Source organism: Streptomyces barkulensis, assembly GCF_002843305.1.
In the GTDB taxonomy this organism is placed as follows: Bacteria; Actinomycetota; Actinomycetes; order Streptomycetales; family Streptomycetaceae; genus Streptomyces; species Streptomyces barkulensis.
This window is the reverse complement of the sequence record NZ_PGSG01000115.1, coordinates 43554-69797: the sequence shown is the minus strand read 5'-3', so window position 1 is coordinate 69797 and position 26244 is coordinate 43554. Positions and strand designations below refer to the sequence as shown.

27 protein-coding genes are annotated in these 26244 nt (G+C 73.2%); 18 read left to right on the top strand and 9 right to left on the bottom strand.

What is annotated here, in order from left to right:
- Positions 1-55: 55 nt before the first annotated feature.
- Complete coding sequence (gene bagA, locus CUT83_RS26850) at positions 56-1045, bottom strand: ATPase BagA (RefSeq protein ID WP_101258409.1); 990 nt, start codon at positions 1043-1045, stop codon at positions 56-58.
- 160 nt (positions 1046-1205) lie between these two features.
- Between bagA and sp36 the strand changes: the two genes are divergently transcribed.
- The 4 genes from sp36 (at position 1206) to CUT83_RS26835 (ending at position 3709) form a co-directional block, all read left to right on the top strand.
- Positions 1206-1364, top strand: a complete 159-nt coding sequence (gene sp36, locus CUT83_RS30585) for a Sp36 family protein (RefSeq protein WP_003991873.1) — start codon at positions 1206-1208, stop codon at positions 1362-1364.
- On the top strand, positions 1361-1837 hold the full coding sequence (locus tag CUT83_RS26845; protein ID WP_206282651.1) for a RidA family protein: 477 nt from the start codon (positions 1361-1363) through the stop codon (positions 1835-1837). The genes sp36 and CUT83_RS26845 overlap by 4 nt, the downstream gene beginning before the upstream one ends.
- Positions 1838-1937: 100 nt before the next feature.
- Positions 1938-2882, top strand: a complete 945-nt coding sequence (locus tag CUT83_RS26840) for an NUDIX hydrolase (protein WP_101258407.1) — start codon at positions 1938-1940, stop codon at positions 2880-2882.
- Complete coding sequence (locus CUT83_RS26835; RefSeq protein ID WP_101258406.1) at positions 2879-3709, top strand: MBL fold metallo-hydrolase; 831 nt, start codon at positions 2879-2881, stop codon at positions 3707-3709. Before CUT83_RS26840 ends, CUT83_RS26835 begins: the two co-directional genes overlap by 4 nt.
- A gap of 86 nt (positions 3710-3795) precedes the next feature.
- On the opposite strand, the gene CUT83_RS26830 is transcribed toward CUT83_RS26835, so the two are convergent.
- Positions 3796-4470 (bottom strand): Crp/Fnr family transcriptional regulator, encoded by a 675-nt coding sequence (locus CUT83_RS26830; RefSeq protein WP_093657459.1) that lies wholly within the window; start codon positions 4468-4470, stop codon positions 3796-3798.
- Between the two features lie 261 nt (positions 4471-4731).
- On the opposite strand from CUT83_RS26830, the gene nth reads away from it, so the two are divergent.
- Genes nth through CUT83_RS26815 form a run of 3 tightly spaced genes read left to right on the top strand, consistent with a single transcriptional unit; the run spans position 4732 to position 7566 of the window.
- The gene (gene nth, locus CUT83_RS26825; protein WP_101258405.1) at positions 4732-5580 is read left to right on the top strand and encodes an endonuclease III; all 849 of its coding nucleotides are present in this window, start codon (positions 4732-4734) and stop codon (positions 5578-5580) included.
- 11 nt (positions 5581-5591) lie between these two features.
- The gene (locus tag CUT83_RS26820) at positions 5592-6353 is read left to right on the top strand and encodes an NUDIX hydrolase (protein WP_101258404.1); all 762 of its coding nucleotides are present in this window, start codon (positions 5592-5594) and stop codon (positions 6351-6353) included.
- A 13-nt stretch (positions 6354-6366) separates the two neighbouring features.
- Positions 6367-7566: a MarP family serine protease gene (locus tag CUT83_RS26815; RefSeq protein WP_101258494.1), complete on the top strand. Its 1200-nt coding sequence runs from the start codon at positions 6367-6369 to the stop codon at positions 7564-7566.
- 176 nt (positions 7567-7742) lie between these two features.
- On the opposite strand, the gene CUT83_RS26810 is transcribed toward CUT83_RS26815, so the two are convergent.
- The 4 genes from CUT83_RS26810 to acs form a co-directional block, all read right to left on the bottom strand.
- Positions 7743-7937, bottom strand: a complete 195-nt coding sequence (locus CUT83_RS26810) for a hypothetical protein (protein WP_093657465.1) — start codon at positions 7935-7937, stop codon at positions 7743-7745.
- 82 nt (positions 7938-8019) lie between these two features.
- Complete coding sequence (locus CUT83_RS26805; protein WP_240958085.1) at positions 8020-8910, bottom strand: alpha/beta fold hydrolase; 891 nt, start codon at positions 8908-8910, stop codon at positions 8020-8022.
- A 146-nt stretch (positions 8911-9056) separates the two neighbouring features.
- Positions 9057-9539 (bottom strand): phage holin family protein, encoded by a 483-nt coding sequence (locus CUT83_RS26800; protein WP_101258403.1) that lies wholly within the window; start codon positions 9537-9539, stop codon positions 9057-9059.
- A 191-nt stretch (positions 9540-9730) separates the two neighbouring features.
- A complete protein-coding gene (gene acs / locus CUT83_RS26795; RefSeq protein WP_101258402.1) occupies positions 9731-11695 on the bottom strand; it encodes an acetate--CoA ligase in 1965 nt (654 codons plus the stop codon).
- 582 nt (positions 11696-12277) lie between these two features.
- Here acs and CUT83_RS26790 point away from each other — a divergent pair.
- On the top strand, positions 12278-13528 hold the full coding sequence (locus CUT83_RS26790; RefSeq protein WP_101258492.1) for a polysaccharide deacetylase family protein: 1251 nt from the start codon (positions 12278-12280) through the stop codon (positions 13526-13528).
- A 95-nt stretch (positions 13529-13623) separates the two neighbouring features.
- Here the strand turns inward: CUT83_RS26790 and CUT83_RS26785 are convergent, their stop codons facing one another.
- Positions 13624-14625 (bottom strand): ATP-binding protein, encoded by a 1002-nt coding sequence (locus CUT83_RS26785; protein ID WP_101258401.1) that lies wholly within the window; start codon positions 14623-14625, stop codon positions 13624-13626.
- 104 nt (positions 14626-14729) lie between these two features.
- On the opposite strand from CUT83_RS26785, the gene CUT83_RS26780 reads away from it, so the two are divergent.
- The gene (locus tag CUT83_RS26780) at positions 14730-15554 is read left to right on the top strand and encodes a Fic family protein (protein WP_101258400.1); all 825 of its coding nucleotides are present in this window, start codon (positions 14730-14732) and stop codon (positions 15552-15554) included.
- A 459-nt stretch (positions 15555-16013) separates the two neighbouring features.
- On the opposite strand, the gene CUT83_RS26775 is transcribed toward CUT83_RS26780, so the two are convergent.
- A complete protein-coding gene (locus CUT83_RS26775; RefSeq protein ID WP_101258399.1) occupies positions 16014-16850 on the bottom strand; it encodes an HAD family hydrolase in 837 nt (278 codons plus the stop codon).
- A gap of 453 nt (positions 16851-17303) precedes the next feature.
- On the opposite strand from CUT83_RS26775, the gene ssd reads away from it, so the two are divergent.
- The 7 genes from ssd to CUT83_RS26740 all read left to right on the top strand — a co-directional run bounded on the left by ssd (position 17304) and on the right by CUT83_RS26740 (position 22538).
- The gene (ssd, locus tag CUT83_RS26770) at positions 17304-18407 is read left to right on the top strand and encodes a septum site-determining protein Ssd (RefSeq protein ID WP_240958071.1); all 1104 of its coding nucleotides are present in this window, start codon (positions 17304-17306) and stop codon (positions 18405-18407) included.
- 92 nt (positions 18408-18499) lie between these two features.
- The gene (locus CUT83_RS26765) at positions 18500-19645 is read left to right on the top strand and encodes a TadA family conjugal transfer-associated ATPase (RefSeq protein WP_101258490.1); all 1146 of its coding nucleotides are present in this window, start codon (positions 18500-18502) and stop codon (positions 19643-19645) included.
- A 65-nt stretch (positions 19646-19710) separates the two neighbouring features.
- Positions 19711-20562 carry a type II secretion system F family protein gene (locus CUT83_RS26760; RefSeq protein WP_101258491.1) on the top strand — a complete coding sequence of 284 codons (852 nt, stop codon included), beginning with the start codon at positions 19711-19713 and terminating at the stop codon, positions 20560-20562.
- 461 nt (positions 20563-21023) lie between these two features.
- Positions 21024-21455, top strand: a complete 432-nt coding sequence (locus tag CUT83_RS31550) for a type II secretion system F family protein (RefSeq protein ID WP_338104188.1) — start codon at positions 21024-21026, stop codon at positions 21453-21455.
- Between the two features lie 232 nt (positions 21456-21687).
- Positions 21688-21825 (top strand): DUF4244 domain-containing protein, encoded by a 138-nt coding sequence (locus tag CUT83_RS31760; protein WP_241713936.1) that lies wholly within the window; start codon positions 21688-21690, stop codon positions 21823-21825.
- Positions 21812-22174 (top strand): TadE family type IV pilus minor pilin, encoded by a 363-nt coding sequence (locus CUT83_RS26745; RefSeq protein WP_101258395.1) that lies wholly within the window; start codon positions 21812-21814, stop codon positions 22172-22174. Before CUT83_RS31760 ends, CUT83_RS26745 begins: the two co-directional genes overlap by 14 nt.
- On the top strand, positions 22158-22538 hold the full coding sequence (locus CUT83_RS26740) for an Rv3654c family TadE-like protein (protein WP_101258394.1): 381 nt from the start codon (positions 22158-22160) through the stop codon (positions 22536-22538). Before CUT83_RS26745 ends, CUT83_RS26740 begins: the two co-directional genes overlap by 17 nt.
- Here CUT83_RS26740 and CUT83_RS26735 read toward each other — a convergent pair.
- On the bottom strand, positions 22462-24927 hold the full coding sequence (locus tag CUT83_RS26735) for a DEAD/DEAH box helicase (RefSeq protein WP_101258393.1): 2466 nt from the start codon (positions 24925-24927) through the stop codon (positions 22462-22464). The genes CUT83_RS26740 and CUT83_RS26735 overlap by 77 nt on opposite strands.
- Before the next feature lie 162 nt (positions 24928-25089).
- On the opposite strand from CUT83_RS26735, the gene bldG reads away from it, so the two are divergent.
- Positions 25090-25431 carry an anti-sigma factor antagonist BldG gene (gene bldG / locus CUT83_RS26730; protein WP_093657489.1) on the top strand — a complete coding sequence of 114 codons (342 nt, stop codon included), beginning with the start codon at positions 25090-25092 and terminating at the stop codon, positions 25429-25431.
- Positions 25432-25561: 130 nt separating this feature from the next.
- On the top strand, positions 25562-25993 hold the full coding sequence (locus CUT83_RS26725) for an ATP-binding protein (RefSeq protein WP_101258392.1): 432 nt from the start codon (positions 25562-25564) through the stop codon (positions 25991-25993).
- Positions 25994-26244 lie beyond the last annotated feature (251 nt).

Here is a 26244-nt window from a genome sequence, read left to right as displayed (position 1 = left end):
TGCGCCTGTGTCCGGGGCCGCGCCTGTGTGCTGCCCGTCTCGGCCGTCCGTACCGTCACCTCGCCGCCCCCTGTTCACGCATCTGTTCACGCAGCTCGCCGGCGAGCAGGTAGACGCCGGGCAGGTCGGCGCCCTCGGCCAGCAGCTCCAGTTCGTACGCGGGCAGTTCCAGCCCGGCTATCTCCGACCGCAGCTCGCCCTCCAGCGCCAGCCGCTCGGCGTGCTCGTGGGCCTGGCGCAGCAGCGGGCCGATCAGCTGCTCGGCCCTGCCGCCGCGCCGCGCACCGCCCAGGCCCGCCCGGGAGAGCGCCTTGGCGATCTCAGTGCGGGACTCCTCGGCGGCCCGCACCGCCGCCCGGTCCAGTACCGCCGGCCGCGTCATGTTGACGAACACGCCGCCGACCGGCAGCCCGGTGGCGCGCAGCTCGGCGACCCCGTCCACGGTCTCCTGGACGGGCATCTCCTCCAGGAGGGTCACCAGGTGCACGGCGGTCTCGGAGGATTTGAGCACCCGCATCACGGCCTGGGCCTGGTTGTGGATCGGTCCGACCCGGGCCAGCCCGGCCACCTGGTCGTTGACGCCGAGGAAGCGGGTTATCCGGCCGGTGGGCGGCGCGTCCATGACCACCGCGTCGTAGACGAAGCCGTCGGCGCGGGTGCGGCGGCGCACCGCCTCGCAGACCTTGCCGGTGAGCAGGACGTCGCGCACGCCGGGCGCGATGGTGGTGGCGAAGTCGATCGCGCCGAGCCGCTTCAGGGCGCGTCCCGCCCCGCCGAGCTTGTAGAACATCTGCAGGTAGTCCAGCAGCGCCTTCTCCGCGTCGACGGCCAGCGCGTACACCTCGCCGCCGCCCGGCCCCACGGCGATCTTCCGCTCCTCGTACGGCAGCGCCTCGGTCTCGAAGAGCTGGGCGATGCCCTGCCGCCCCTCGACCTCCACCAGGAGTGTGCGTCTGCCCTCCTCGGCGAGGGCGAGCGCGAGTGCGGCGGCGACCGTCGTCTTTCCGGTCCCGCCCTTGCCGGTCACCACATGCAGCCTGCTCACCCTTCGGAGCCTAACCACCGGACGGGGGGAGTACTCGTGCGGATGGGCCATGGAGGTGCGCCCGGGCTCCGGCGGAGGCGGACCGGGACGACGGGGGACACCGTGGAACACCGGGGGAGGGCGCGGGGCGGGCCGCGGGGCACGGGCTAAGGTCGGCCCCATGACGAAATGGGAATACGCGACCGTACCGCTGCTCGTGCACGCGACCAAGCAGATCCTGGACACCTGGGGCGAGGACGGCTGGGAGCTGGTCCAGGTGGTGCCCGGCCCGAACAACCCGGAGCAGCTCGTGGCGTACCTGAAGCGGGAGAAGCAGTGAGCGAGGCGGGCGGTTCGGTCGAGTCCAGGCTCGCGGAGCTGGGGCTGACCCTGCCGGAGGTGGTGGCGCCGCTGGCGTCGTACGTCCCGGCGGTGCTCTCCGGCTCCTACGTGTACACCGCCGGCCAGCTGCCGATGGTCGACGGCGCGCTGCCGGTGACCGGCAAGGTCGGCGCCGAGGTGACGCCGGAGGAGGCCAGGGAGCTGGCCCGGATCTGCGCGCTGAACGCCCTGGCGGCCGTGAAGTCGGTCGCCGGCGACCTGGACCGGATCGCCCGGGTCGTCAAGGTGGTCGGCTTCGTCGCCTCCGCTCCGGACTTCACCGGCCAGCCCGGTGTGGTCAACGGCGCCAGCGAGCTGCTGGGCGAGGTGCTGGGCGACAGGGGCGTGCACGCGCGCAGCGCGGTGGGCGTCGCGGTGCTGCCGGTCGACGCGCCGGTCGAGGTCGAGATCCAGGTCGAGCTGGCGCACTGAGCCGCCGGGCGGCCGGCCGTGGTGTCCGCGGTGTCCGCGGTGTCCGCGGTGTTCGAGGTCCGCACTCGAACATCGCGGCCCGCGGCCGTACGATCCGGCCATGCCGTCAACGCCGCCGTCATCCGCGTCTCCCGCCAGGCCGTCCGAGCCCCCGCGCGACGGGCAGTGGTACCCGCCCGAGTGGCCCGAGCGCATCCGCGCCCTGGCCGAGGGGCGGCTCACGCCCGTGCCCCCGCGCCGGGCGGCGACCGTGATGCTGCTGCGGGACTCCGGGGGCGGCCCGTCCGTCCACATGCTGCGCCGGCGCGCCTCCATGGCCTTCGCCGCGGGCGCGTACGCCTATCCCGGCGGCGGTGTGGACCCCCGCGACGAGGGCGCGGTCGCCTGGGCCGGCCCGGCGCGCGAGGAGTGGGCGCGGCGGCTCGGGGTGGAGGAGGCGGTCGCGCAGGCCGTCGTGTGCGCCGCCGTGCGGGAGACCTTCGAGGAGTCGGGCGTCCTGCTGGCCGGCCCGGACCCGGACACGGTCGTCGCCGACACCACCGGCGAGGACTGGGAGGCGGACCGCACCGCCCTGGTGGCCCGCGAGCTGTCCTTCGCCGAGTTCCTCACCCGCCGCGAGCTGGTCCTGCGCAGCGATCTGCTGGGCGCCTGGGCGCGCTGGATCACCCCGGAGTTCGAGGCACGGCGCTACGACACCTGGTTCTTCGTCGCCGCCCTGCCCAAGGGGCAGCGCACCCGAGACGTCTCCGGCGAGGCCGACCGCACGGTGTGGATCCGCCCGGCGGACGCGGCCGCCGCCTACGACCGGGGCGAGCTGACGATGATGCCCCCGACGATCGCCACCCTGCGGCAGCTCGTGCCGTACACCGGCGCCGCCGCGGCGCTGGAGGCCTCCGGGGAGCGGGACCTGACGCCCGTACTGGCCCGGGCGAGCCTGGAGGACGACGGATCCGGCGGGCAGCGGGTGGTGCTGAGCTGGCCGGGGCACGAGGAGTTCACCAAGCACGTGCCGGCGGCCCGGCGGACGGCGGGGGGTGCGCCGTGACCGACGCCGCCGCCCTGCCCGGGCAGCCGCGCGGCGGCGCCATCGACGGCACGGGCACCGCCCGCGCGGTGTGCGTGCTGGCGCCGAACCCCTCGCCGATGACACTGGACGGCACCAACACCTGGATCGTCGCCGAGCCGGACTCGCCGCTGGCGGTCGTCGTCGACCCCGGCCCGCTGGACGAGGGGCATCTGCGCCAGGTGATCGACACCGTCGAGCGGTCGGGCCGGCGGGTGGGGCTGACGCTGCTCACCCACGGCCACTGGGACCACGCCGAGGGAGCCGCCCGCTTCGCCGCGCTGACGGGGACGGCCGTACGCGCCCTCGACCCGGCGCTGCGGCTGGGGGAGGAGGGCCTGGCGGCCGGGGACGTGGTGACCACGGGCGGCCTGGAGCTGCGGGTGGTGCCCACGCCCGGGCACACCTCGGACTCGCTCAGCTTCCATCTGCCCGCCGACGGGGCGGTGCTGACCGGCGACACCGTCCTGGGGCGCGGCACGACGATGGTGGCCCACCCCGACGGGCGGCTGGGCGAGTACCTGGACTCCCTGCGGCGGCTGCGCTCGCTGACCGTGGACGACGGCGTGCGCACGGTGCTGCCGGGGCACGGGCCGGTGCTGGACGACGCGCAGGGGGCCGTCGAGTACTACCTGGCGCACCGGGCGAGCCGGCTGGCGCAGGTGGAGACGGCCGTGGAGGCGGGGCACCGGACGCCGGGGGAGGTCGTGGCGCACGTCTACGCGGACGTGGACCGCTCGCTGTGGCCCGCCGCCGAGCTGTCGGTGCGGGCGCAGCTGGAGTACCTGGAGGAGCACGGCCTGGTGTGACGGGCCGTGCCTCCGGGCTGTGTCTCGGGGGGAGCCGGGGTCTCCGGGGCTCCGGGCTGCTCCCCGAAGGGGAGGGGCCGGCGCGCTCAGCGCGAGCGCTTCGCCAGCCGCTCCACGTCCAGCAGGATGACCGCGCGGGCCTCCAGCCGCAGCCAGCCGCGGCTGGCGAAGTCGGCCAGCGCCTTGTTGACGGTCTCGCGGGACGCGCCGACGAGCTGGGCCAGCTCCTCCTGGGTGAGGTCGTGCACCACGTGGATGCCCTCCTCGGACTGCACGCCGAAGCGGCGCGACAGGTCCAGCAGCGCCTTGGCGACGCGGCCGGGCACATCGGAGAAGACCAGGTCGGACATCGAGTCGTTGGTGCGCCGCAGACGCCGGGCGACGGCGCGCAGCAGCGCGGTGGCGACCTCGGGGCGGGCGTTCAGCCAGGGCTGGAGGTCGCCGTGGCCCAGGCCGAAGAGCTTGACCTCGGTCAGCGCCGTGGCCGTGGCCGTACGGGGGCCCGGGTCGAACAGGGACAGCTCGCCGATCAGCTCGCCGGGGCCGAGCACGGCCAGCATGTTCTCCCGGCCGTCCGGGGAGGTGCGGTGGAGCTTGACCTTGCCCTCGATCACGACGTAGAGCCGGTCCCCGGGGTCGCCCTCGTGGAACAGGGCCTCACCCCGCGCGAGCGTCGTCTCCGTCATGGAGGCACGCAGCTCGGCAGCCTGCTCGTCGTCAAGCGCCGCGAAGAGCGGGGCGCGCCGCAGAACGTCGTCCACGAGTTCTCTCCTTGTCCACGTGCCCACGGGTCTGTCGCCCCCATGATGCCGGACGGTGAAACAGTGCGATCAGTCACAAGTTTGACGCACCCGGCGTCCGGCGCGTGCGCCAGGGGTCCGATTGGGCCCCGAATCGGCGGTGAGCGGGGCGGATGTCGGTGCTCCCCCGTACGCTGGCCGGGTGTCCAACACACCGGTGAGACCGGACGGAAAGGGGGCGTACGGGTGACGGTGTCCCGCGACCCATCCCAGGATTCCGCCGTGGGCGAACAAGTGTCCGCCGAACGGGTAACGCAGGCGAAGCCGCCGAAAACGGCCGGGGGAGGAAAGAGGAAGGCGGGGAGCAAGCCGGAGACGCGGCTGGCCATGGTCCGCCGCGCCCGGCGCATCAACCGCGAGCTGGCCGAGGTGTACTACTACGCCCACCCCGAGCTGGACTTCGACAACCCCTTTCAGCTGCTGGTCGCCACCGTCCTCTCCGCCCAGACCACCGATCTGCGGGTCAACCAGACCACCCCCGCCCTCTTCGCCGCCTACCCCACGCCGGAGGAGATGGCCGCGGCCGACCCCGAACGGCTGGAGGAGCTGATCCGGCCCACCGGCTTCTTCCGCAACAAGGCCAAGTCGCTGCTGGGGCTCTCCGCGGCGCTGCGCGACCGTTTCGGCGGCGAGGTACCGGACAGTCTCCAGGACATGGTCTCCCTGCCCGGCGTCGGCCGTAAGACGGCACACGTGGTGCTGGGGAACGCCTTCGGCAGGCCGGGTCTGACGGTGGACACCCACTTCGGGCGGCTGGTGCGCCGCTGGCGGCTGACGGAGCAGACCGACCCGGAGAAGGTCGAGGCCGAGATCGCCGGGATCATCCCCAGGAGCGAGTGGACGATGTTCTCGCACCGGGTCGTCTTCCACGGCCGCCGCATCTGCCACTCCCGCAGGCCCGCCTGCGGCGCCTGCCCGATCACGCACCTGTGCCCCTCGTACGGCGAGGGCGAGACGGATCCGGAGAAGGCGAAGAAGCTGCTGAAATACGAGATGGGCGGCCTGCCCGGCCAGCGGCTCAAGCCGCCCGCGGACTATCCCGGGCAGCCGGCGCCGCGGCCGGGCGCCTGAGCGGAGCGCGGATGAGAGAAGCACAGGAGAAGCGCCGGGGTTCCGTTGCCGCTCCGGCCGCCGGCCCAATAACCATCACCGACCAGGGGCTGCCGGACTGGCTGCGCCCGGTGGCCGACGTGGCCTCGACGGTGCGGGCGCGGCAGCTCAGCCGCTTCCTGCCGCCCAGCGACGGGGGCGGACGGCAGTCCGCGGTCCTGGTGCTCTTCGGCGAGGGCGGCGGGAGCGCCGGCGGTGGAGCGGGCGGCGGGAGCGCACCGGGGGCCGGGCCGGAACTGCTGCTGATGGAGCGGTCCTCCAGCCTCCGGTCGCACGCCGGGCAGCCGTCCTTCCCCGGCGGCGCCCTCGATCCGGAGGACGGAGATCCCGAGGGAGACGGGCCGCTGCGCGCCGCGCTGCGGGAGGCGGAGGAGGAGACCGGGCTCGACCCGTCCGGGGTGCAGGTCTTCGGGCGGCTGCCGCGCGTCTACATCCCGGTGAGCGGATTCGTCGTCACGCCCGTACTGGGGTGGTGGAGGGAGCCGAGCCCGGTGGCGCCGGTGGATCCGGCCGAGACGGCCCGGGTCTTCACCACGCCCGTGGCCGACCTCGCCGACCCGGCGAACCGTGCCACGGCCAGACACCCCAGCGGCTACCGCGGCCCGTGCTTCCTCGTCAGCGACGCGCTGGTGTGGGGCTTCACGGCCGGGATCATCGACCGCATCCTGCACTTCGCCGGATGGGAGCGGCCGTGGGACACCGACCGCAGCGTCCCTCTCGACTGGCACGCGTGAGACGGTGGGCGACGTGAACGTGCTGGACGTACTGCTGCTGCTCTCCGCGGTCTGGTTCGCGGTCGTGGGCTACCGCCAGGGGTTCGTGGTCGGTGTGCTGTCGGTCGCCGGTTTCCTCGGGGGCGGACTCGCGGCGGTCCATCTGCTGCCGCTCGTCTGGAACGAGTTCACCGACGGCGTGTCGCCGGGGACGGCGGGCGCGATCGCGGTGGTGGCGGTGGTGATCGTGTGCGCCTCGGTCGGCCAGGCGTTCACCACCCATCTGGGCAACCGGCTGCGCCGGCACATCACCTGGTCGCCGGCCCGGGCCCTGGACGCGTCCGGCGGCGCGCTGGTGAACGTCGTGGCCATGCTGCTGGTCGCCTGGCTGATCGGCTCGCTGCTGGCCTCCACGGCCGTGCCCGTCGTCGCCCGGGAGGTACGCGGCTCCGCGGTGCTGCACGGGGTCTCCCGGGCGCTGCCGGACAGCGCCGACACCTGGTTCACCGACTTCACCTCGGTGCTCGCGCGCAACGGCTTCCCGCAGGTTTTCTCGCCGTTCGCCAACGAGCCGATCACCTCGGTGGAGCCGCCGGACCCGGCCCTGGCCGGCAGCCCGGCCGTGGCCCGCGCCAAGCGGTCCATCGTCAAGGTCCTGGGCACCGCGCAGAGCTGCGGCAAGGTGCTGGAGGGCACCGGCTTCGTCTTCGACCGCGGCCGGGTGATGACCAACGCGCACGTGGTCGGCGGCGTCGACGAGCCGACCGTGCAGGTCGGCGGCGAGGGCAGACTCCACGACGCCACGGTCGTCCTCTACGACTGGGAGCGCGACATCGCCGTACTCGACGTGCCGTCACTCCGGGCGCCGGCGCTGCGGTTCGTGGAGGACGACGCAGAGACCGGCGACGACGCGATCGTCGCGGGCTTCCCGGAGAACGGCGGGTTCGACGTCCGCTCCGCGCGGGTACGCGGCCGTATCCAGGCGACCGGCCCGGACATCTACCACCGGGGCACGGTGCGCCGCGACGTCTACTCCCTGCACGCCATGGTCCGGCAGGGCAACTCCGGCGGCCCGCTGCTGACGCCCGACGGCAGGGTCTACGGCGTCATCTTCGCCAAGTCCCTGGAGAACGAGAACACCGGCTACGCGCTCACCAACGACGAGATCCGCCAGGACATCCTGCAGGGGCGGGCGTCCCGGGGGCCGGTGGACAGCCAGGGGTGCGCGATGTGAGGACCGGCTTCCGCCCGGTCCCGGGCCGTCTCCGGTCCTGCCCTTCGGGGCCCCGCCGCCCGGGGCTCCGGCTGCCCGGCCCCTGTTCCGCCGCCCGCCACGGCTCCGGCGGCCGTGCACGGCGGCAGGGGACCGGGGGAGGACCGGGCGGTGCGGCGGACGCGCGGTGGGCGGAGTCAGCCGCGCGTATGGCGCAGCCGCGCGCCCACCCAGCGGGCACGCCGGCGCAGGATGTGAGGGATGCCGAGCTGGGGATCGCGGAGATCGCCGAGATCGCGGTGGTCCCGCGCGGAGCGCGGGGGCGAGCCCTGCGCGCTGCTCTGTTCCCGGATGTCGCGTGACACGTCACGGTAGTCGTGCGTCCAACCCATACTCCGGACTCTGCCCGTGCCTCAAGGTCGGTAACCGCCCAATGGTCCGTCAATTGGCCTATGCGTGCGTCACGTGCACTTATCATCGGTCCGGTTCGGGGTCATTCAGCCAGTCGACGAGTTCGCTCGTGAACGCCTTCGGATCCTCCTCGTGGGGGAAGTGACCCAGCCCGTCGAACAGCCGCCAGCGGTACGGGGCCTCCACGTACTCGCCCGAGCCCGCCGCGCTGCGGGTGCGCATCACCGGGTCGAGTGAACCGTGCAGATGGAGGGTGGGGACACGGACCGGCCGCTTCATACGGCGGTTGAACTGGAACCCGTCCAGACGTGCCAGCGAGCGGACCATCCACCGGTACGGCTCGATCGAGCAGTGCGCGGTGGAGGGGACGCACATCGCCCGCCGGTAGACCTCGACCGCGTCGTCCTCCGGCGGCCGGGGCCCGGACCACTCCCGCAGCAGGCGGCCGACCAGCGCCCCGTCGTCCGCCACCAGCCGCCGCTCGGGGACCCAGGGGCTCTGGAAGCCCCATACGTACGCCCCGGCCGCCGTCTGCCGCAGATCGCCCAGCATGGCCGCGCGCCAGCGGCGCGGGTGCGGCATCGAGGCCACGGCCAGGCGCCGGACCAGCTTCGGACGCATCACCGCCGCCGTCCACGCCAGGTAACCGCCCAGGTCATGGCCGACGAGAGCGGCGTCGGGCTCGCCCAGGGAGCGGATCACACCGGTGACGTCGAGCGCGAGGTTGGCCGGGTCGTAGCCGCGGGGGGTGCGGTCGCTGCCGCCCACGCCCCTCAGGTCCATCGCGACCGCGCGGTAGCCCGCCTCGGCGAGGGCGGGCAACTGGTGCCGCCAGGCCCACCAGAACTGCGGAAAGCCGTGCAGCAGCAGCACCAGGGGGCCCTCGCCCATCTCGGCGATGTGGAAACGCGCACCGTTGGCGGCGACGTCCCGGTGTGTCCAGGGGCCGTCCATCCGGACGGCGGAGGAGGGGAGGCCGGAGTGGTTCACGCCTGCCGTGCCCGCCGCTGCCGTGCCTGCCGTGTCGCTCATCTCTGCCGTGCTCGCCGTGTTCGCCGTGTTTGCCGTGTCCGTGTCGCCCGCGCCGTCCGTGCTGTCCGTCATGCGGAAGAGCGTGTCACGTGCTCGACGGCCGTGGTCTCCGTCTCGGCGGACTTGGGCTCCGTCCGCGCGCCCGGAACGGGCCGGGGGTGGGGCTTGACGCCCGACAGTACGGCCGCCGACTGCCTGGCCGAGGCGATCGAGCGCTCGGGCGGCTTGACCTTGGACAGCTTGGCCTTGGCCAGCAGCAGGAGCATGAGAGCGACCAGCAGGTAAACGCCCCCCACGATGGTGAACGACCAGGCGAGCCCGAGCCCCAGGTTGTGGATGCCGTAGGCCGCGGCGAAGCTGAAGACCGGCAGTGAGAAGAGTGCGAGGACGCCCGCGGCGACTGCCGCGCCGCTGCCGATCGCGCCGCGCTTGACGTCCTGCCGCAGCTCGGCCTTGGCCAGCGCGATCTCCTCGTGGACCAGTGCGGACAGTTCGGTCGTCGCCGAGGCGACCAGCTGACCGATGCTGCGGCCGTCGTCGGCTGGGCTCATCTCATGCTTCCTCTCGTCGTGTCGGTCGATGGCTCTGCGCCAGGGTCTGCATCATGCCGGACCGCGGTGCCCGCCGTCGCACACGGTGTCGGCGAGCCGCCTGTGCTGCGCGGGCTGCCGCAGCGGACAGGGGCGCCCGGCCACCGCACACGCGGTGGCCGGGCGCCCCTGTGGAAGGGTCCGGTGCCGGATCAGTCCTCGCTGGAGGCGGCACCCGGCAGCCTGGACTGGATGAGGGTCATCACCGTGGAGTCGGTGAGGGTGGTGACATCGCCCAGGTCCCGGTTCTCGGCGACGTCGCGCAGCAGCCGGCGCATGATCTTGCCCGAGCGGGTCTTGGGCAGCTCGTCGACCGGCAGGATGCGCTTGGGCTTGGCGATCGGGCCGAGGTGCTTGGCCACATGGCCGCGCAGCTCCTCCACCAGTCCCTCGTCCTCGGCGGCGTTGCCACGCAGGATGACGAAGGCGCAGATGGCCTGGGTGGTCTGCGGATCGGTGGCGCCGACGACCGCCGCCTCGGCGACCTTCGGGTGCGAGACGAGGGCGGACTCGACCTCGGTGGTGGAGATGTTGTGGCCGGAGACCAGCATCACGTCGTCCACCCGGCCCAGCAGCCAGATGTCGCCGTCCTCGTCCTTCTTGGCGCCGTCGCCCGCGAAGTAGCGGTCCTGGAAGCGGGACCAGTAGGTGTCCAGGTACCGCTGGTCGTCACCCCAGATCGTCCGGAGCATCGACGGCCACGGCTCGGTCAGGACGAGGTAGCCGCCGGAGCCGTCGGGGACCTCGTTGGCCTCGTCGTCCACGACCGTGGCGGCGATGCCGGGCAGCGGCACCTGGGCCGAGCCGGGCTTGGCCTCGGTGACGCCCGGCAGCGGGCTGATCATCATGGCGCCGGTCTCGGTCTGCCACCAGGTGTCCACCACCGGGGTGCGGTCGCCGCCGATGTTGTGGCGGTACCAGATCCAGGCCTCGGGGTTGATCGGCTCACCGACCGAGCCCAGCACCCGCAGCGAGGACAGGTCGAACTTCGCCGGGATGTCGTCGCCCCACTTCATGCAGGTGCGGATGGCGGTCGGGGCGGTGTAGAGGATCGTGACCTTGTACTTCTCGACGATCTCCCACCAGCGGCCCTTGTGCGGGGTGTCGGGGGTGCCCTCGTAGATCACCTGGGTGGCGCCGTTGGCCAGCGGACCGTAGACGATGTACGAGTGGCCGGTGACCCAGCCGACGTCGGCGGTGCACCAGTAGACGTCCGTCTCCGGCTTGAGGTCGAAGACGGCGTGGTGGGTGTAGGCCGTCTGGGTGAGGTAGCCGCCGGAGGTGTGGAGGATGCCCTTGGGCTTACCCGTGGTGCCGGAGGTGTAGAGGATGAACAGCGGGTGCTCGGCCTCGAACGCCTGCGGGGTGTGCTCCTCGGACTGGCGGTCCACCAGCTCGTGCCACCACACGTCCCGGCCCTCGGTCCAGGCCGTCTCCTCGCCGGTGCGGCGGACGACCAGGACGTTGCGCACGTTCTCGGTGCCCGGCTGGGCCAGGGCCTCGTCGACGGCGGGCTTCAGGGCGCTGGGCTTGCCGCGCCGGTAGCCGCCGTCGGCGGTGATGACGACACGGGCGTCGGCGTCCTGGATGCGGGTGGCCAGGGCGTCGGAGGAGAAGCCGCCGAAGACCAGGGAGTGGGGGGCGCCGATGCGGGCGCAGGCCAGCATCGCCACGACCGTCTCGGGGATCATGGGCATGTAGATCGCGACCCGGTCGCCGGTCCGCACACCCAGTTCGGTCAGGGCGTTGGCGGCCCTGGAGACCTCGCGCTGGAGGTCGGCGTAGGTGATCGCGCGGGTGTCGCCCGGCTCGCCCTCGAAGTGGATGGCGACCCGGTCTCCCAGGCCTGCCTCGACATGGCGGTCGACGCAGTTGTGGGCCACGTTGAGCCGGCCGTCCTTGAACCACTTGGCGAAGGGAGGGTTGGACCAGTCCAGGGTCTCGGTCGGCTCGGTCTCCCAGCTCAGTCGGCGGGCCTGCTCGGCCCAGAAGCCCAGCCGGTCCGCTTTCGCCCGTTCGTACGCCTCCGCGGTGACGTTGGCGTTCGCTGCCAGCTCGGCGGGCGGCGCGAACCTCCGTTCCTCCTTGAGCAGGTTGGCCAGGCTTTCGTTGCTCACGACATCTCCCTTTCCCAGGGTGTCTGGTGTGTCCCGCGTCATAGCAGACCAGCCCTTGTCGCTCCCTGACAAGGGTTGTCCGTCAAGTGGTGTAGACCTCTTGCGCTCAGGGGTCGACACCTGTCGGTGAGCGGCCGACGAGCGGTCGAACGGCTTGTTTCCTTGATCTTCGCCCCGCCGCGGGGCGCCGTTCCCCCGCTGTGTGCGGGGTCGCTCGGGCGACGGCCGCGCCGGGGCGCACGGGAGCGAAGGCCGACACCTGGTCTCCGTTCCCAAATGCCCGGAAGATCCGGTGTGTACGCCTGTGTCTCGCCGGCGTGGAAGTACATTCCATGCGACCCCGGCGAGCCCTCGGGCAGCTGCCGGGCCGTACACGGATGGGCCTGCGGATGGCCGGAAGGCCGGAAGGCCGGAAAGAGGGGTCGAAGCAATCGGGCTCACTGTTCACACCCGAGGGTGAATAAGTCATAGGAACCGGTCTCCTCGCTTGCGCCTCTCACAGTGCGTGTGAGGTTGGTCGCAGGTCGAACGAATCGGCCGGAAGAGCGCGAAAGCGACGACGGAGGCGATGAGGTGGAGAGCATGGGAGTCGCGAGGAGGCTGACCAGAGGCGCTGCGGGAGCGGCCGTACTGACCGTGCTGGCGGTCGGTTGCTCGAGCTCGTCCCCGAGCGTGTCGAAGGACGAGGGCCGCGCGAACAAGGACGGGCGGAAGGCGAAGTCCGCGGGCAGGGTCGAGCTCATAGGCGACGGCTCCACCGCCTACATAGGCGCCCAGCCGAACCAGCCCGAGTTCGGGCGTCTGAAGCCCGGCGACAAGCCTCCGCAGTTCGTCGTCTTCTCCTGGGACGGCGCGGGGGAGGACAGCAAGAAGCTCTTCTCGCACTTCCGCGAGGTGGGAAGGAAGTACGACGCGCACATGACGTACTTCCTCAGCGGCGTGTACGTGCTGCCCGAGGACGAGGCCCACCGCTACGAGCCCCCCGGCCGCGGCCGGGGCGCCTCGGACATCGGCTACCTCAAGGACGAGAACATACGGGCCACACTGGAGCAGCTCCGCGGCGCCTGGCTCGAGGGGAACGAGATAGGCACCCACTTCAACGGCCACTTCTGCGGGGCGAACGGCGTCGGCAGCTGGACGCCCGAGCAGTGGAAGAGCGAGATCGAACAGGCCAAGTGGTTCGTGAAGAACTGGAAGACCACGACCGGCTGGAAGGACCTGGAGCCCCTCCCCTTCGACTACGACCGGGAACTGGTCGGCGGCCGCACCCCCTGCCTGGAGGGCCGCGAGAACCTTCTCCCCGCCGCGAAGGAGATGGGCTTCCGCTACGACTCCTCCGGCAACGGCACCCAGGTCTGGCCCGACAAGGAGGGCGGTCTGTGGGACCTGCCGCTCCAGCAGGTGCCGATGCCCGGGCGTTCCTTCGAGACGCTCGCGATGGACTACAACTTCCTGGCCAACCAGTCGGGGACGGTCAACGGTGATCCGGCGCAGCGCGAGGCCTGGGGGCGCCAGATGCGCGACGGCCTGCTGGAGGGCTTCGACCGCGCGTACGACGGCAACCGCGCACCGCTGATCATCGGCAACCACTTCGAGGGCTGGAACGGCGGCGTCTACATGAAGGCCGTCGAGGACGTCATCAAGAAGGTGTGCCCCATGGCCGACGTGCACTGCGTCTCCTTCAGGCAGCTCGTCGACTGGCTCGACGCCCAGGACCCGCGGATCCTGGAGAGGCTCCGCACGCTCGGGGTGGGGCAGGCGCCCGAGGGCGGATGGAAGAGGTTCCTGACCGCCCCCTCGACGGCGGTCCCCTCCCGGCCCTCCGGCACGTAGCCCCCGGCCCTCCGGCAGGTAGCCCCCGGCCCCGGCATTCCTGTGGAAGCTGTGCGGCCGGAGCCGGGACCGGAGGGACGGGGACGGGAACCGGCTCAGACCGCCCGGGAGGCGGGGGCCGGCTCCTCGCGGAGCACGAAGGCGGGGTCGACCTGGGCCGCCAGGTCGGCTCCCGTTTTCGCGTTGCCCCAGCTCTCGGCGTTCTTCAGGTGGAAGTGCACCATCTGCCGGGTGTAGCGCTCCCAGTCGCGCAGCCCGTACGACGCGTCCGCCGTCTCCTGCATCATGCGCAGCGCCTTGTGGTTCGCGTCCTCCAGCTCGGAGAAGGGCCGGACACGGCCCTTCTCCATCGCGCGTACCCAGTCGGAGTGCCCGACGGTCACCAGCAGGTCGTCCCCGGCCTCCGCGTGCAGGAAGTCCAGGTCGTCCTGGCCCTGCACCTTGTTTCCCACCACACGCAACTGGACGTCGTAGTCCCGGGCGTACTCCTTGTACTGCCGGTAGACCGCCATGCCCTTGCGGGTCGGCTCGGCCACCAGGAACGTCATGTCGAAGCGTGTGAACATCCCGGAGGCGAAGGAGTCCGAGCCCGCCGTCATGTCGACGACCACGAACTCCCCGCGTCCGTCGACCAGATGGTTCAGGCACAGCTCGACGGCGCCGACCTTGGAGTGGTAGCAGGCCACGCCCAGATCCGCCTCGGTGAAGGGGCCGGTGGCCAGCAGCCGTACCTCGCCGCCGTCGGGGACGCCGCCGGGCCGGACGCGGCGGGCGCATGCGTCGTACACGGGATTGTCCTCGGTGATCCGCAGCAGCCGGGATCCCTCACCGGGCGGAGTCGTCTTGATCATCGTCCCGGCCGAGGCGATCCGGGGGTTGGCGCCGCGCAGGTAATCCTTGATCAGCGGCAGGTGGGCGCCCATCGCGGGCAGGGCGGCCGCCTCCTCCTCGTCCAGGCCCAGCGCGACGCCCAGGTGCTGGTTGATGTCGGCGTCCACGGCGACGACGGGAAGGTGCTGGGCGGCGAGGTGACGGACGAACAGCGAGGACAGCGTCGTCTTGCCGCTGCCGCCCTTTCCTACGAAAGCGATTTTCATGGTCGGAAGCGTAGTGGGGTGCTCGCGGTACGGAGGGGGACCGCGTGAAGAAGACCACTCGATCGTGGGGCGTTCACGCCGCCGGGGGTGCGTAGGGTCTAGGCATGTCTACGACTGCTGATCCCCTCGCCGCGCTGGGCGCGCTGCCCGGCGTCGCCGACTCCGTCGAATCGGTGCGCAAGGCCGTGGACCGGGTGTACGGGCACCGGGTGATGCGGCGGCGCAGCAGCGAGGTCACCGCCGAGGCGGTGCTGCGGGGCGCCCGCGCCTCGGCGGCGCTCGGCGGCGCCGACTGGCCGCTGGAGGAGGTGCGGCGCCGCAGCGACTTCGGTGCGGACACCGAGGCTCGTACGGTCGGCGCGGCCCTGCGGGCCACCGCGGAGGCGGGCCAACTGCTGGACGTGTGGCGGCAGTCGCCCCTGCGGGTGCTGGCCAGACTCCATCTGGTGGCGGCGGGCGGCGAGGCGGAGGGCGACCGTGTGGGCCGGCCGCGGCTGGCGGGCGAACCGGTGGAGGAGACGCTGGTGTCCGGGCCGGCGCTGCCGGACGCCGCCGAGGTCTCGGCCCGGCTGGACGCCCTGGCGCAGCTCGTCGTGGCGGGCACCTCCGCGCCCGCGCTGGTGGTGGCGGCGGTGGTGCACGGCGAGCTGATGGCCCTGCGGCCCTTCGGCACGTACAACGGCCTGGTCGCCCGGGCGGCGGAGCGGATCGTGCTGATCGGCGGCGGTCTGGATCCGAAGTCCGTCTGCCCCGCGGAGGTCGGTCACGCGGAGCAGGGCGCCGACGCCTATGTCGAGGCGCTGAAGGGATATGTCTCCGGCACCCCGGAGGGAGTGGCGGGATGGATCGGCCACTGCGGCCGGGCGGTGGGGCTGGGCGCGCGGGAGAGCACCGCGGTCTGTGAGGCCCTTCAGCGCGGGGCGGCCTGACGCCCGGGAACCCGGGAGGCGTTGCCGAAGACCTCCGCACACAGTGATGCGGCGGCACCGGCGCGAGGTCGGTGTCGCCGCTGGCACGTCGGCCGGGGTACCAGGCGTGCACGGTATCGCCGTCATCAGGGGGGACTTCGCCCGACCCTGGTGCGGCCGGCCCTATCGCGGGTCTGCTGCGCGTGGGTTCCCGGCTTCCATGCTCGGTCCGTGGGGCCTTCGTCTGTGCCGAGCCTCCCTTTCGGGTGGTATCGACCAGGTCTCGCGGGCCGTTGACTCCTTTGTACCCCACCCGGGGACGAAGTGGAACCCATCCCGGCAGAGCTTTGCTTTACCTTTCAAAAGCCCCATGGACGCCCATGGATACCCATAGGCGTCCATGAAGGCCCGTGGACGCCCACGGGTGCCTGCGGGGGGTGTGCGGGGCGCCCATGGGATCCGGCCGGGGAGGGGCGGCGCTCATGCCGTGTTGAGGCGGGCGCGCCGCCGGTTCGCGTACCAGACCAGGCCGGCGGTCGCCGCCGCCGCTCCCACCGCCACCGCGGCGGCCAGCGCGGGACGCCGGGGCATGGCGAGGGAGGGCACCCGCTGCTTGAGGCGGACCGGGCGCTGGAAGGCGAGGATCGGCCAGTCCCGGGCCACCGCCTCCCGGCGCAGTGCCCGGTCGGGGTTGACGGCGTGCGGGTGGCCGACCGCCTCCAGCATGGGGATGTCGGTGGCCGAGTCGCTGTAGGCGTAGCAGCGCGAGAGGTCGTATCCCTCGGACTCCGCCAGTTCCCGCACGGCCTCCGCCTTGGTCGGGCCGTACGCGTAGTACTCGATCTCGCCGGTGAAGCAGCCGTCCTCGACGACCATGCGCGTCGCCACGACGCGGTCCGCGCCTATCAGCTCGCCGATCGGCTCGACCACCTCCGCGCCGGAGGTGCTCACGATCACGACGTCGCGTCCGGCGAGGTGGTGCTCCTCGATGAGGGAGGCGGCCTCGTCGTAGACGATCGGGTCGATGAGCTCGTGGATGGTCTCGGCGATGATCTCCCTGACCTGCTGGACGTTCCAGCCGCGGCACATCGCGGACAGATAGGCGCGCATCCGTTCCATCTGGTCGTGGTCGGCGCCTCCGGCGAGGAACACGAACTGCGTGTACGCGGTGCGCAGCGCGGCGCGCCGGCTGATCAGCCCGCCATGGTAGAAGGACTTGCCGAAGGTGAGCGTGCTCGACTTCGCAATGACCGTCTTGTCCAGGTCGAAGAAGGCAGCGGTGCGCGGCAGCGAGTGGTTTTCCACGAGGTTGAGCATATGCGCCCACCATTCGGCGTAAGGTAGGGCGCGTGGGTTTGCCTGAGAAGGCTCTCGGGTACACCATGGAAGTCACGGATCGTTCGCGACCGTGCTACCCCGGTCCGGCTCCTCCCCCCCCCGAGTCGGCCGTGGAGACGACCCCCGCTCTCCCCCCCGGCGGGGGTCGTCGCATGTCCGGGCGCGTTTTCGCCTTGCCGGGCCCTCTTCCTCCCCTCCCGCGGTCTGCGGCGGTGCGGGTCTCCCCTCTCTGCGATCGGTCACTCTCCGTATTCGTCAGTCTGCTCATGCGGAGTCGCTCGTTTGGGTGAGTGAGTTATTCACAACTGCCGAGTTGTCCACGTATTTAGACCAAGATCATCGAGTTTTTCCGTTCCCCGGCACGGTGATTGAGCACGGAGTTCGCGGATCCGCCGCGAACTGGAGAGCGAGAATCCGGAAGGGGAACGGGACGTGACCGGAAGCATCCTGATCGTCACCGAGGACGAGAAGTTGCTGGACGATCTGCTGCGTCTGTGCGCGGCGGCCGGGGCCGAGGCGGAGGTGGCCCACGGGGCGCCGCCGGTCCAGGGGCGATGGGAGAACGCACCGCTGGTGCTGGTCGGTGACGACCGGGCCGACGCGCTGTACCGGTCGGCGCGTGCGCCTGCGCGCCGACCGGGGGTGCTGCTGATCGGCCGGGATCTGGACGACCCCGGCGTCTGGCGGCGCGGCGTGGGGATCGGAGCGGAGCACGTGGTGCTCCTGCCCGACGGCGAGTCGTGGCTCACCGGCCGGATCGCCGACGCGGCCGAGGGCGTCGGGCGGCAGGCGCTGACCGTCGGGGTGATGGGAGGCCGAGGCGGGGCCGGGGCCTCCACACTGGCCTGCGCACTGGCTCTTACGGCCGCGCGTGCCGGGCATCGCACGATGCTCGTCGACGGCGATCCGCTCGGCGGCGGGCTCGACATCCTGCTCGGAGGGGAACGGGCGGAGGGCCTGCGCTGGCCCGCGTTCGCCGACTCGCGCGGCCGGGTCGGCGGTGCGGCTCTGGAGGAGTCCCTGCCCAGGCTGCACGGTCTGCGGCTGCTCAGCTGGGACAGGGGGGAGAGCGCGGCCGTCCCACCGGAGGCGGTGCGCGCGGTCCTGGGGGCGGCCAGACGGCGCGGCGGAGTGGTCGTGGTCGACCTGCCGCGGCGGCTGGACGAGACGGTCGCCGAGGTGCTGGCGCAACTCGACCTCGGTCTGCTGGTCGTGCCCGCCGAACTGCGGGCCGTCGCGGCGACGCAGCGGGTCGCCTCCCGGGCCGGCCTGGTACTGCGGGACATGCGGGCGGTGGTGCGGGGCCCCTTCGGGGCGGGGCTGGACGGTGCGGAGATCGCCCGGCTGCTGGGGCTGAGGCTCGCCGGTGAAATGCCCTCCGAGACAGGACTGCCGGCCGCGGTGGAAGCGGGTCGGCCGCCCGGAGCGGACACGCGTGGTCCACTGGCCCGGTTCTGCTCGGAGTTCTGGGCCCGCGCACTGCCGGAGGGCGGCGGAGCACGGCCCGCCGGCGGCCGGGGGAGTGTGGCCGCGTGAGCGCGCGTGCGCACGCCCTGGGAGGGACACGCGGGGGAACGGACGCCCGGGCGCGGGCGGATGCTTACGGCGGGGCGCCCGCTCCGCGGACGCTGGTGGACGCGGTGCGTCTGCGGCTGGCGGAAGCCGGCGCGGAACCCACGCCCGCCCGGGTCGCGGCGGCGCTGCGGGCCCAGGGGCGGCTGCTCGGGGACAGCGCGGTGCTGGGCGTGGTGGAGGCACTGCGGTCGGAGATGGTCGGTGCCGGTCCGCTGGAGCCGCTGCTGGCGGAGCCGGAGGTCACGGACGTCCTGGTGACCGCTCCGGACGAGGTCTGGGTGGATCGCGGTGGCGCGGTGGAGCGGACCGCCGTCCGTTTCCCCGACGCGGCGGCGGTGCGCAGGCTCGCCCAGCGGCTGGCCACCTCGGCGGGGCGGCGGCTGGACGACGCCCACCCCTGGGTGGACGCCCGGCTCCCGGACGGCACCCGGCTGCACGCGGTGCTGCCCCCGGTGGCGGTCGGCTGCACATGCCTGTCCCTGCGGGTGGTCCGCCCGCGGGCCTTCGCCCTGCCGGAACTGGTGGCGGCCGGCACGGTGCCCCCGGGCGGAGAGGCACTGCTGGGGGCGATCCTGGACGCCAGGCTGTCGTTCCTGGTCAGCGGCGGGACGGGGTCGGGAAAGACGACCTTGCTGTCGAGCCTGCTGGGGCTGGTGGGGCCGAGGGAGCGGATCGTCCTGGCCGAGGACTCCGCCGAGCTGCGTCCCGACCATCCGCATGTGGTGCGGCTGGAGACGCGTCCGGCCAACCAGGAGGGCGTAGGCCGTGTCACCCTGCGGGATCTGGTGCGGCAGGCGCTGCGCATGCGGCCGGACCGGCTCGTGGTCGGCGAGGTGCGCGGCGCGGAGGTGACGGATCTGCTGGCCGCGCTCAACACAGGCCATGAGGGGGGCTGTGGGACGGTTCACGCCAACGCGGCGGCCGACGTACCGGCCCGGCTGGAGGCGCTGGGCACCACGGCGGGGCTCGACCGGACGGCGCTGCACAGTCAGCTCGCGGCGGCGCTGTCGGTGGTGGTCCATCTGGTCCGGGACCGCCGGGGCCAGAGGCGGATCGCCGAGATCCATGTGCTGGAGCAGGACCGGTACGGCCTGGTGGTGACGGTGCCCGCCGCCGTCCGGGGGCCGGACGGCTTCCTGCGGGAGCGGGGCTGGCCGCGGCTGGAGCGGCTGTGCGCACGGGGCGGTGGTGCGCTGTGACGGCGGCCGGAGCGCAGGCCGGTGCGCAGCCCGAGGTGGTGTACGCGGGTTCGCTGTGCGCGGCGATGGTGTGCGCCAAAGCGATGAGCCGGCTGCCGGGCCGCCCCGGTGAGGGGCTGCGGAGAGCCCGGCTGCTGTGCACCGACGGTGCCGAACCGGTGTCCCGGTGGGGCGGTCCGACAGCCGGTGCCGTGGGGGCGGTCGCCCGGACGGTGCGCGGGTTCGGGGCCCGGGTGGGTCCTGCGGGGTGGTGTCCGGTGGGAGGCGCCCTGCTGGCGCTACTGGGGGAGTCGGTGCTGCCGCTGCTGGCCGGTGCGGTGGCGGTGCCGCTGCTCGGCCGCCGGTTGCGCGCACGGGAGCGGCGCCGTGTGGGGGCGGTGAGGGAGGCCGCCGTCATCGCCCTGTGCTCGTCGGTCGCAGGCGAGCTGCGGGCGGGCCGTACGCCCGAGCGGGCTCTGCTGGCGACGGGCATGCCCGGCTTCGGGGACACCGGAGCGGTGGTGCTGGCGGCCGCCCGCTTCGGAGGGGATGTACCGGGGGCACTCCGGCAGGCGGCCCGGCAGGAGGGGGCGGAAGGACTCGGCGGGATGGCCGCCTGCTGGCAGGTGGCGGTGGACGGGGGCGCCGGCCTCGCGGACGGGCTGGACCGGGTGGCCGGTTCGCTGCGGGCGGAGCGCGACCGGCGGGAGGAGTTGCGCGCCCAGTTGGCGGGGCCGCGTTCCACGGCGCTCGTCCTGGCTCTGCTGCCGCTCTTCGGGCTGCTGCTGGGCGGTGCGATGGGGGCGAGACCGCTGCACGTGCTGCTCCACAGCCCTGCCGGGTGGGCCTGCCTGGCCGGTGCCGGGCTGCTGGAGTGGGCCGGGCTGGCGTGGGTTTCCAGGATCGTCCGGAGGGCGGAGGAGGGCGGGCGGAGATGAGTGGCGGCTTTGTCCACAGTGTGTGGACAACGTGTGCGGAGCTCTCCTCGTCGCCTCTGTCGCCGCTGCCCGCGCTGTCTCTGTCGGCCGTGGCGCTGTGTCTGGCCGGCGGGGCGTCGGCGGCCGGCCGGGTGCGGCGCCGCCGAGGCCGGCCGGTGGAACTGCTGGGGTCCGGGTCCGGGTCCGGGGTCGGGGTCGGATCCGGCACCGGGGCCGGGGTGCGGAGAGTGCTGCGCGTGATCGGCGTGCGGCGATCGCCGGTCCGGGAGGCGGCCGCGATGGCCGGGGCCGTCGCTCTGGGGGTCGCCCTGGTCGGAGGTCCGGTCGGCTGTCTGCTCGGGGCGGTGGCGGCGTACGGGGTGCGGTGCCTGCTGCGAGACAGGGGGGCGCGAGGAAACACCGCGAAAAGATCATATGTGAACGAAAAGGATACAGAGGGTTCCGCGGGTGTCGGGTCGGCGGTGACCGGACAACTGCCGATCACCGCGGAACTGCTGGCCGCCTGTCTGGCGGCCGGATCGGGGCCGGGCGAGGCGGCCGGCGCGGTGGGGGGCTCGGTTGGCGGTCCGCTCGGTGAGGGACTGGTGCGGGCCTCGGCCGAACTGAGGCTCGGCGGCGACCCGGCGGCCGTCTGGGCGCGGCTGGGCGGACTGCCGGGAGCGGCGGAACTGGCCCGGTGCATGGAACGGGCGGCGACGACCGGCGTGCCCGCGGTGGAGCCGGTGGGCCGCCTGGCCGCCGAGTGCCGGGCCCGGCGGGCCCGGGCGGCCACCGGGCGGGCACGGCGGGCCGCGGTCCTGGTCACCGGACCGCTGGGGCTGTGCTTCCTGCCCGCCTTCCTGCTGGCGGGGGTGGTCCCGGTGGTCATCGGTCTGGCGCGGTCGCTGCTGTGAACCGCGCGGTACGGGCCGCGCCCGCGGTGGGTGCGGCCGACAGGACGGACGGCGAGACGGAGAGCGGGTCATGTGGGGACGAACGACGGAAGGACGAGCGGTGCGGACACGAGCGGTGCGGACACGAGCGGTACGGGCACGGGTGTTGCGGGCACGGAGCGGGCAGGGGCGGACGGCGGCGTGGCTCGGCCGGAGAACGCGCGGAGTCCGGGGCCGGGACGCACAGGCCGGGATGAGCACCGCGGAGTACGCGGTGGGCACGATCGCCGCCGCGGGTTTCGCGGCGGTGCTCTACAAGATCGTCACCAGCGGCCCGGTCTCCACGGCGATGCGGCAGCTGATCGAGCGGGCGCTCGATGCGGGCTTCTGAAAGGCGGGCTTCTGAAAGGCGGGACCAGGGCTATGTCACCGCGGAGACCGCCGTGGTGGTGCCCTCCCTGATCGCGCTGCTCGGTCTGCTGCTGTGGGGCGGGGCGGCGGTGGTCGCACAGGTCCGTTGTGTGGACGCGGCGGGCGCGGGAGCGCGGGCGGCGGCGAGGGGCGAGCCGCCCGAGAGGATCCACCGGGCCGTGCGGGAGGTCGCCCCGCGGGGAGCGGGGCTGCGGACGTCCCGGGAGGGCGATCTGGTGCGGGTACGGGTCACGGCGAGGGCGGCCGGCCCCGGTCCGCTGGGCGTGGAACTGGAAGCCGAGGCGGTGGCGTATGCGGAACCGGGATGATCGCCGGCCACCTCGCGGAGGCGTCCGATCCGGGGAGCGGGGTTCGGCCACGGTGTGGGCCGCGCTGTGCGGACTGGTGCTGTGCACGGTGGCGGCGGGCGTACTGGCACTGGGGCAGGCCGTCGTCACGCGCCATCGCGCGGGCGCGGCGGCGGACGCGGCGGCGCTCGCGGCGGCCGATCACGCTCTTCGGGGCGCTCAGGAGGCATGCGACGCCGCGCGGCGGGTGGCCGCCGCGCAGCGGGCGAGGGTGGTGCGCTGCCAGGTGCGGGAGGAGATCGCGGACCTCACGGTGCGGGCGCGGGCGGGTCCGTACTCCGCCGGGGTGAGGGCTCGGGCGGGGCCTGCCGCAGCAGCTCCGTGAGGAGCCGTACCGCGCCGCGCTTGTGCAGGGGGTCGTTGCCGTTGCCGCACTTGGGCGACTGGATGCACGACGGGCAGCCGTTGTCGCACTCGCACGCGGCGATGGCCCGGCGGGTCGCGGTCAGCCAGTCGCGGGCGGTGTGGAAGGCGCGTTCGGCGAAGCCCGCGCCGCCTGGGTGCCCGTCGTAGACGAAGACCGTCGGCAGCAGGGTGTCGGGGTGCAGCGGCACCGAGACGCCGCCGATGTCCCAGCGGTCGCAGGTGGCGAAGAGCGGCAGCATGCCGATGGAGGCGTGCTCGGCGGCGTGCAGGGCGCCGGGCAGCACCTCGGGGCCGATCCGGGCGGCGTCGAGCTGGTCCTCGGTGACCGTCCACCACACCGCGCGGGTGCGCAGGGTGCGCGGCGGCAGGTCCAGTTTGGACTCCCCGAGCACCTCGCCGGTGACGAGCCTGCGGCGCAGATAGGAGACGACCTGGTTGGTGACCTCGACCGAACCGAAACACAGCCGTGCCTCGCCCCAGGGGATCTCGGTGTCGGTCTCCAGCACGGAGACCGAGGTGGTGTCCCTGGCCATCGTCGTCCAGGGCGGGCTCGCCTCCTCCACCAGGGCGACCGAGTCCTCCAGGTCGAGGCGGCGGACCACATAGGTGCGGCCCTGATGGAGGTGGACCGCGCCGTCGTGGACGGTGGTGTGGGCCGCCGCGGCGTCGACCGTGCCCAGCAGCCGCCCGGTGCCGTCCTCCACCACCTGGACGGGCCGGCCGCCCTGGCCGCGGATGTCGGTGAGGTCGGCGGCCCGCTCGCGGCGGGTCCAGTACCAGCCCGTCCCGCGGCGGCGCAGCAGTCCGCGCCGCTCCAGGAGCGGCATCAGCTCGGGCACGGACGGCCCGAACATTTCGAAGTCCGCCTCGGTGAGCGGTGCCTCCGCCGCCGCGGCGCACAGATGGGGGGTGAGGACGTAGGGGTTGTCCGGGTCCAGGACGGTGGACTCCACGGGGCGGCGGAAGATCGCGTCGGGGTGGTGGACGAGGTAGGTGTCCAGCGGGTCGTCCCGGGCGACGAGGACGGCCAGGGCGCCCTGGCCCGCGCGTCCGGCGCGCCCGGCCTGCTGCCACAGGGAGGCGCGGGTGCCGGGATAGCCGGCCAGGATCACGGCGTCGAGACCGGACACGTCGATGCCGAGTTCGAGCGCGGTGGTGGCGGCCAGCCCGAGGAGTTCACCGGAGTGCAGGGACCGCTCCAGGGCGCGGCGTTCCTCCGGCAGGTAGCCGCCCCGGTAGGCGGCGACCCGCCCCGCCAGGGCGCGGTCCACCTCCGACAGCCGCTCCCGGGCGATCACCGAGATCAGCTCGGCGCCGCGCCGGGAGCGTACGAAGGCGACGGTCCGCACGCCCTGGACGGCGAGGTCGGTCAGGAGGTCGGCGGCCTCGGCGGTGGCGGTCCGTCGTACCGGGGCGCCGCGCTCGCCGTGCATCTCCGTCAGCGGGGGCTCCCAGAGGGCGAAGACCACCTCGCCGCGCGGGGAGGCGTCCTGAGTGATCTCGGTGACGGGCAGGCCGGTGAGACGGGTGGCCGCCTCGCCCGGCTCGGCGGCGGTCGCGGAGGCCAGCAGGAAGACCGGCTCGGAGCCGTGGCGGGCGCACACGCGCCGCAGTCGGCGCAGTACCTGGGCGACATGGGAGCCGAACACGCCGCGGTAGGTGTGGCACTCGTCGACGACCACATACCGCAGGGCGCGCAGGAAGGAGGACCAGCGGGGGTGGGCGGGGAGTATCCCGCGGTGCAGCATGTCGGGGTTGGTGAGCACGTGGTTGGCGTACCGCCGCACCCACTCGCGCTCCTCGACGGGGGTGTCCCCGTCGTAGACCGCCGGGCGGACGGCGCTGCCCAGCGGCGCGGCCAGTTCGCTCACGGCCCGCCGCTGGTCGGAGGCCAGTGCCTTGGTCGGGGCGAGGTAGAGGGTGGTGGCGCCGCGCCCGTTCGGAGCCTGCGCGCCCTCCAGCAGCACGCTGAGCACCGGGGCCAGATAGGCCAGCGACTTGCCCGACGCCGTACCGGTGGCGACCACCACCGATTCTCCCCGCAGCGCGTGCTCGGCGGCACGGGCCTGGTGCTCCCATGGACGGTCGATGCCGGCGGCGCGGATCGCGGCGACCACTTCCGGCCGAATCCGACCAGGCCAGTCCGCATGACGACCGTTCCTCGGGGGCAGGTGCTCCACATGGGTGATGCGCACGGCCCGGTCGGCCCCCGCGGCGAGGCTTTCGAGGACCGCTCGGGGAGACGGGGACGGGGGATGTGCGCCTGCGGACGCCGCACGGTGGTTGGTGGCCATCGGAATCGAGTGTGTCACCGGCGCGACGGACAATGGCCGCAAGGCGTCGTGCAGGCCCCCGGGTAAGTGATTGAATGCTTCTGCGGCTGCCGATCCGTCCTCTACCTTCGGCGGGGAGACGACCTCCCCACGTCCGGTGGGGATGGCCCGTCCTCACCTTCCGGTGGGGAGGTGCCAAGGGGGCGGACCGCTCGATAGCAAGGTGCTGGAGGATCTGTGGACCTGTCCCTGTCGACCCGTACCGTCGGCGATCGCACGATCGTCTCGGTGGGTGGCGAGATCGATGTATACACCGCGCCCAAGCTGCGCGAGCAGCTGGTCGAGCTGGTGAACGACGGCAGCTACCACCTGGTCGTGGACATGGAGGGCGTTGACTTCCTCGACTCCACCGGCCTCGGTGTGCTCGTCGGCGGACTCAAGCGCGTACGCGCCCACGAGGGATCTCTGCGTCTGGTCTGCAACCAGGAGCGCATTCTCAAGATCTTCCGTATCACCGGCCTGACCAAGGTGTTCCCCATCCACACCTCGGTCGACGAGGCCGTGGCGGCCACCGACTGAGAGCCGAGCCGAACAAGCTCGCACAAGGCGCGCAGGGGCGCCGGACCGGCACCTGACCGGTCCGGCGCCCCTGAACGGCCGTCAGGCAGCAGGTCACCGGGTGACCGCAGGCATTACCGAGGGGGATGGCATGGCCACCGTCGAACTGCGCTTCAGCGCGCTGCCCGAGCATGTGAGGACGGCGCGCCTGGTGGCGGCCGCCGTCGCGCGCCGGGCCGGTGTCGACGACGCCGTACTGGACGAGGTACGGCTCGCGGTGGGTGAGGCGTGCAGCAGAGCGGTCGGTCTTCACACCGGCCACGATCTCGGCACACCCGTCCGGGTGGCGCTGACCGAGGACGAGAAGGTCTTCCGCATCGAGGTGGGCGACGACGTTCCCCAGGCGGCGCGGGGCGCGGCCCGCACTTCTCCCGAGGGCGCGGACGGCGCCGAGGGCGACGACGAGGTCGACATGGGGCTCGCGGTGATCAGCGGGCTGGTGGACGATGTCGAGGTGACCGCCGACGAGCGCGGCGGCCTGATCCGCATGAGCTGGCCGACCAACCCCGAGCCGCTCGTCTGACCGTCCCGCGCGGGTTCGCCCGCGCGGCCGACCGGCTTCCTGGCTCTCCCGGCCCCCGGAGCCCTCCCAGCCCTCCCAGGCGCCCCTTACCGGGGCGCCTGTCCCATGTCCGGCCCCGTCCGGTCCGTTCCGCCTGTCCGGCCCGGCCGCCCCCGCTCCCGCCCTGCCGCCCCCGCTCCCGCCCTGCCGCGGCCTGCCTGCGCATATCCGTCCCGCGCCCCGGCAGGGATCTCCCGGGTATTCCGAGATCT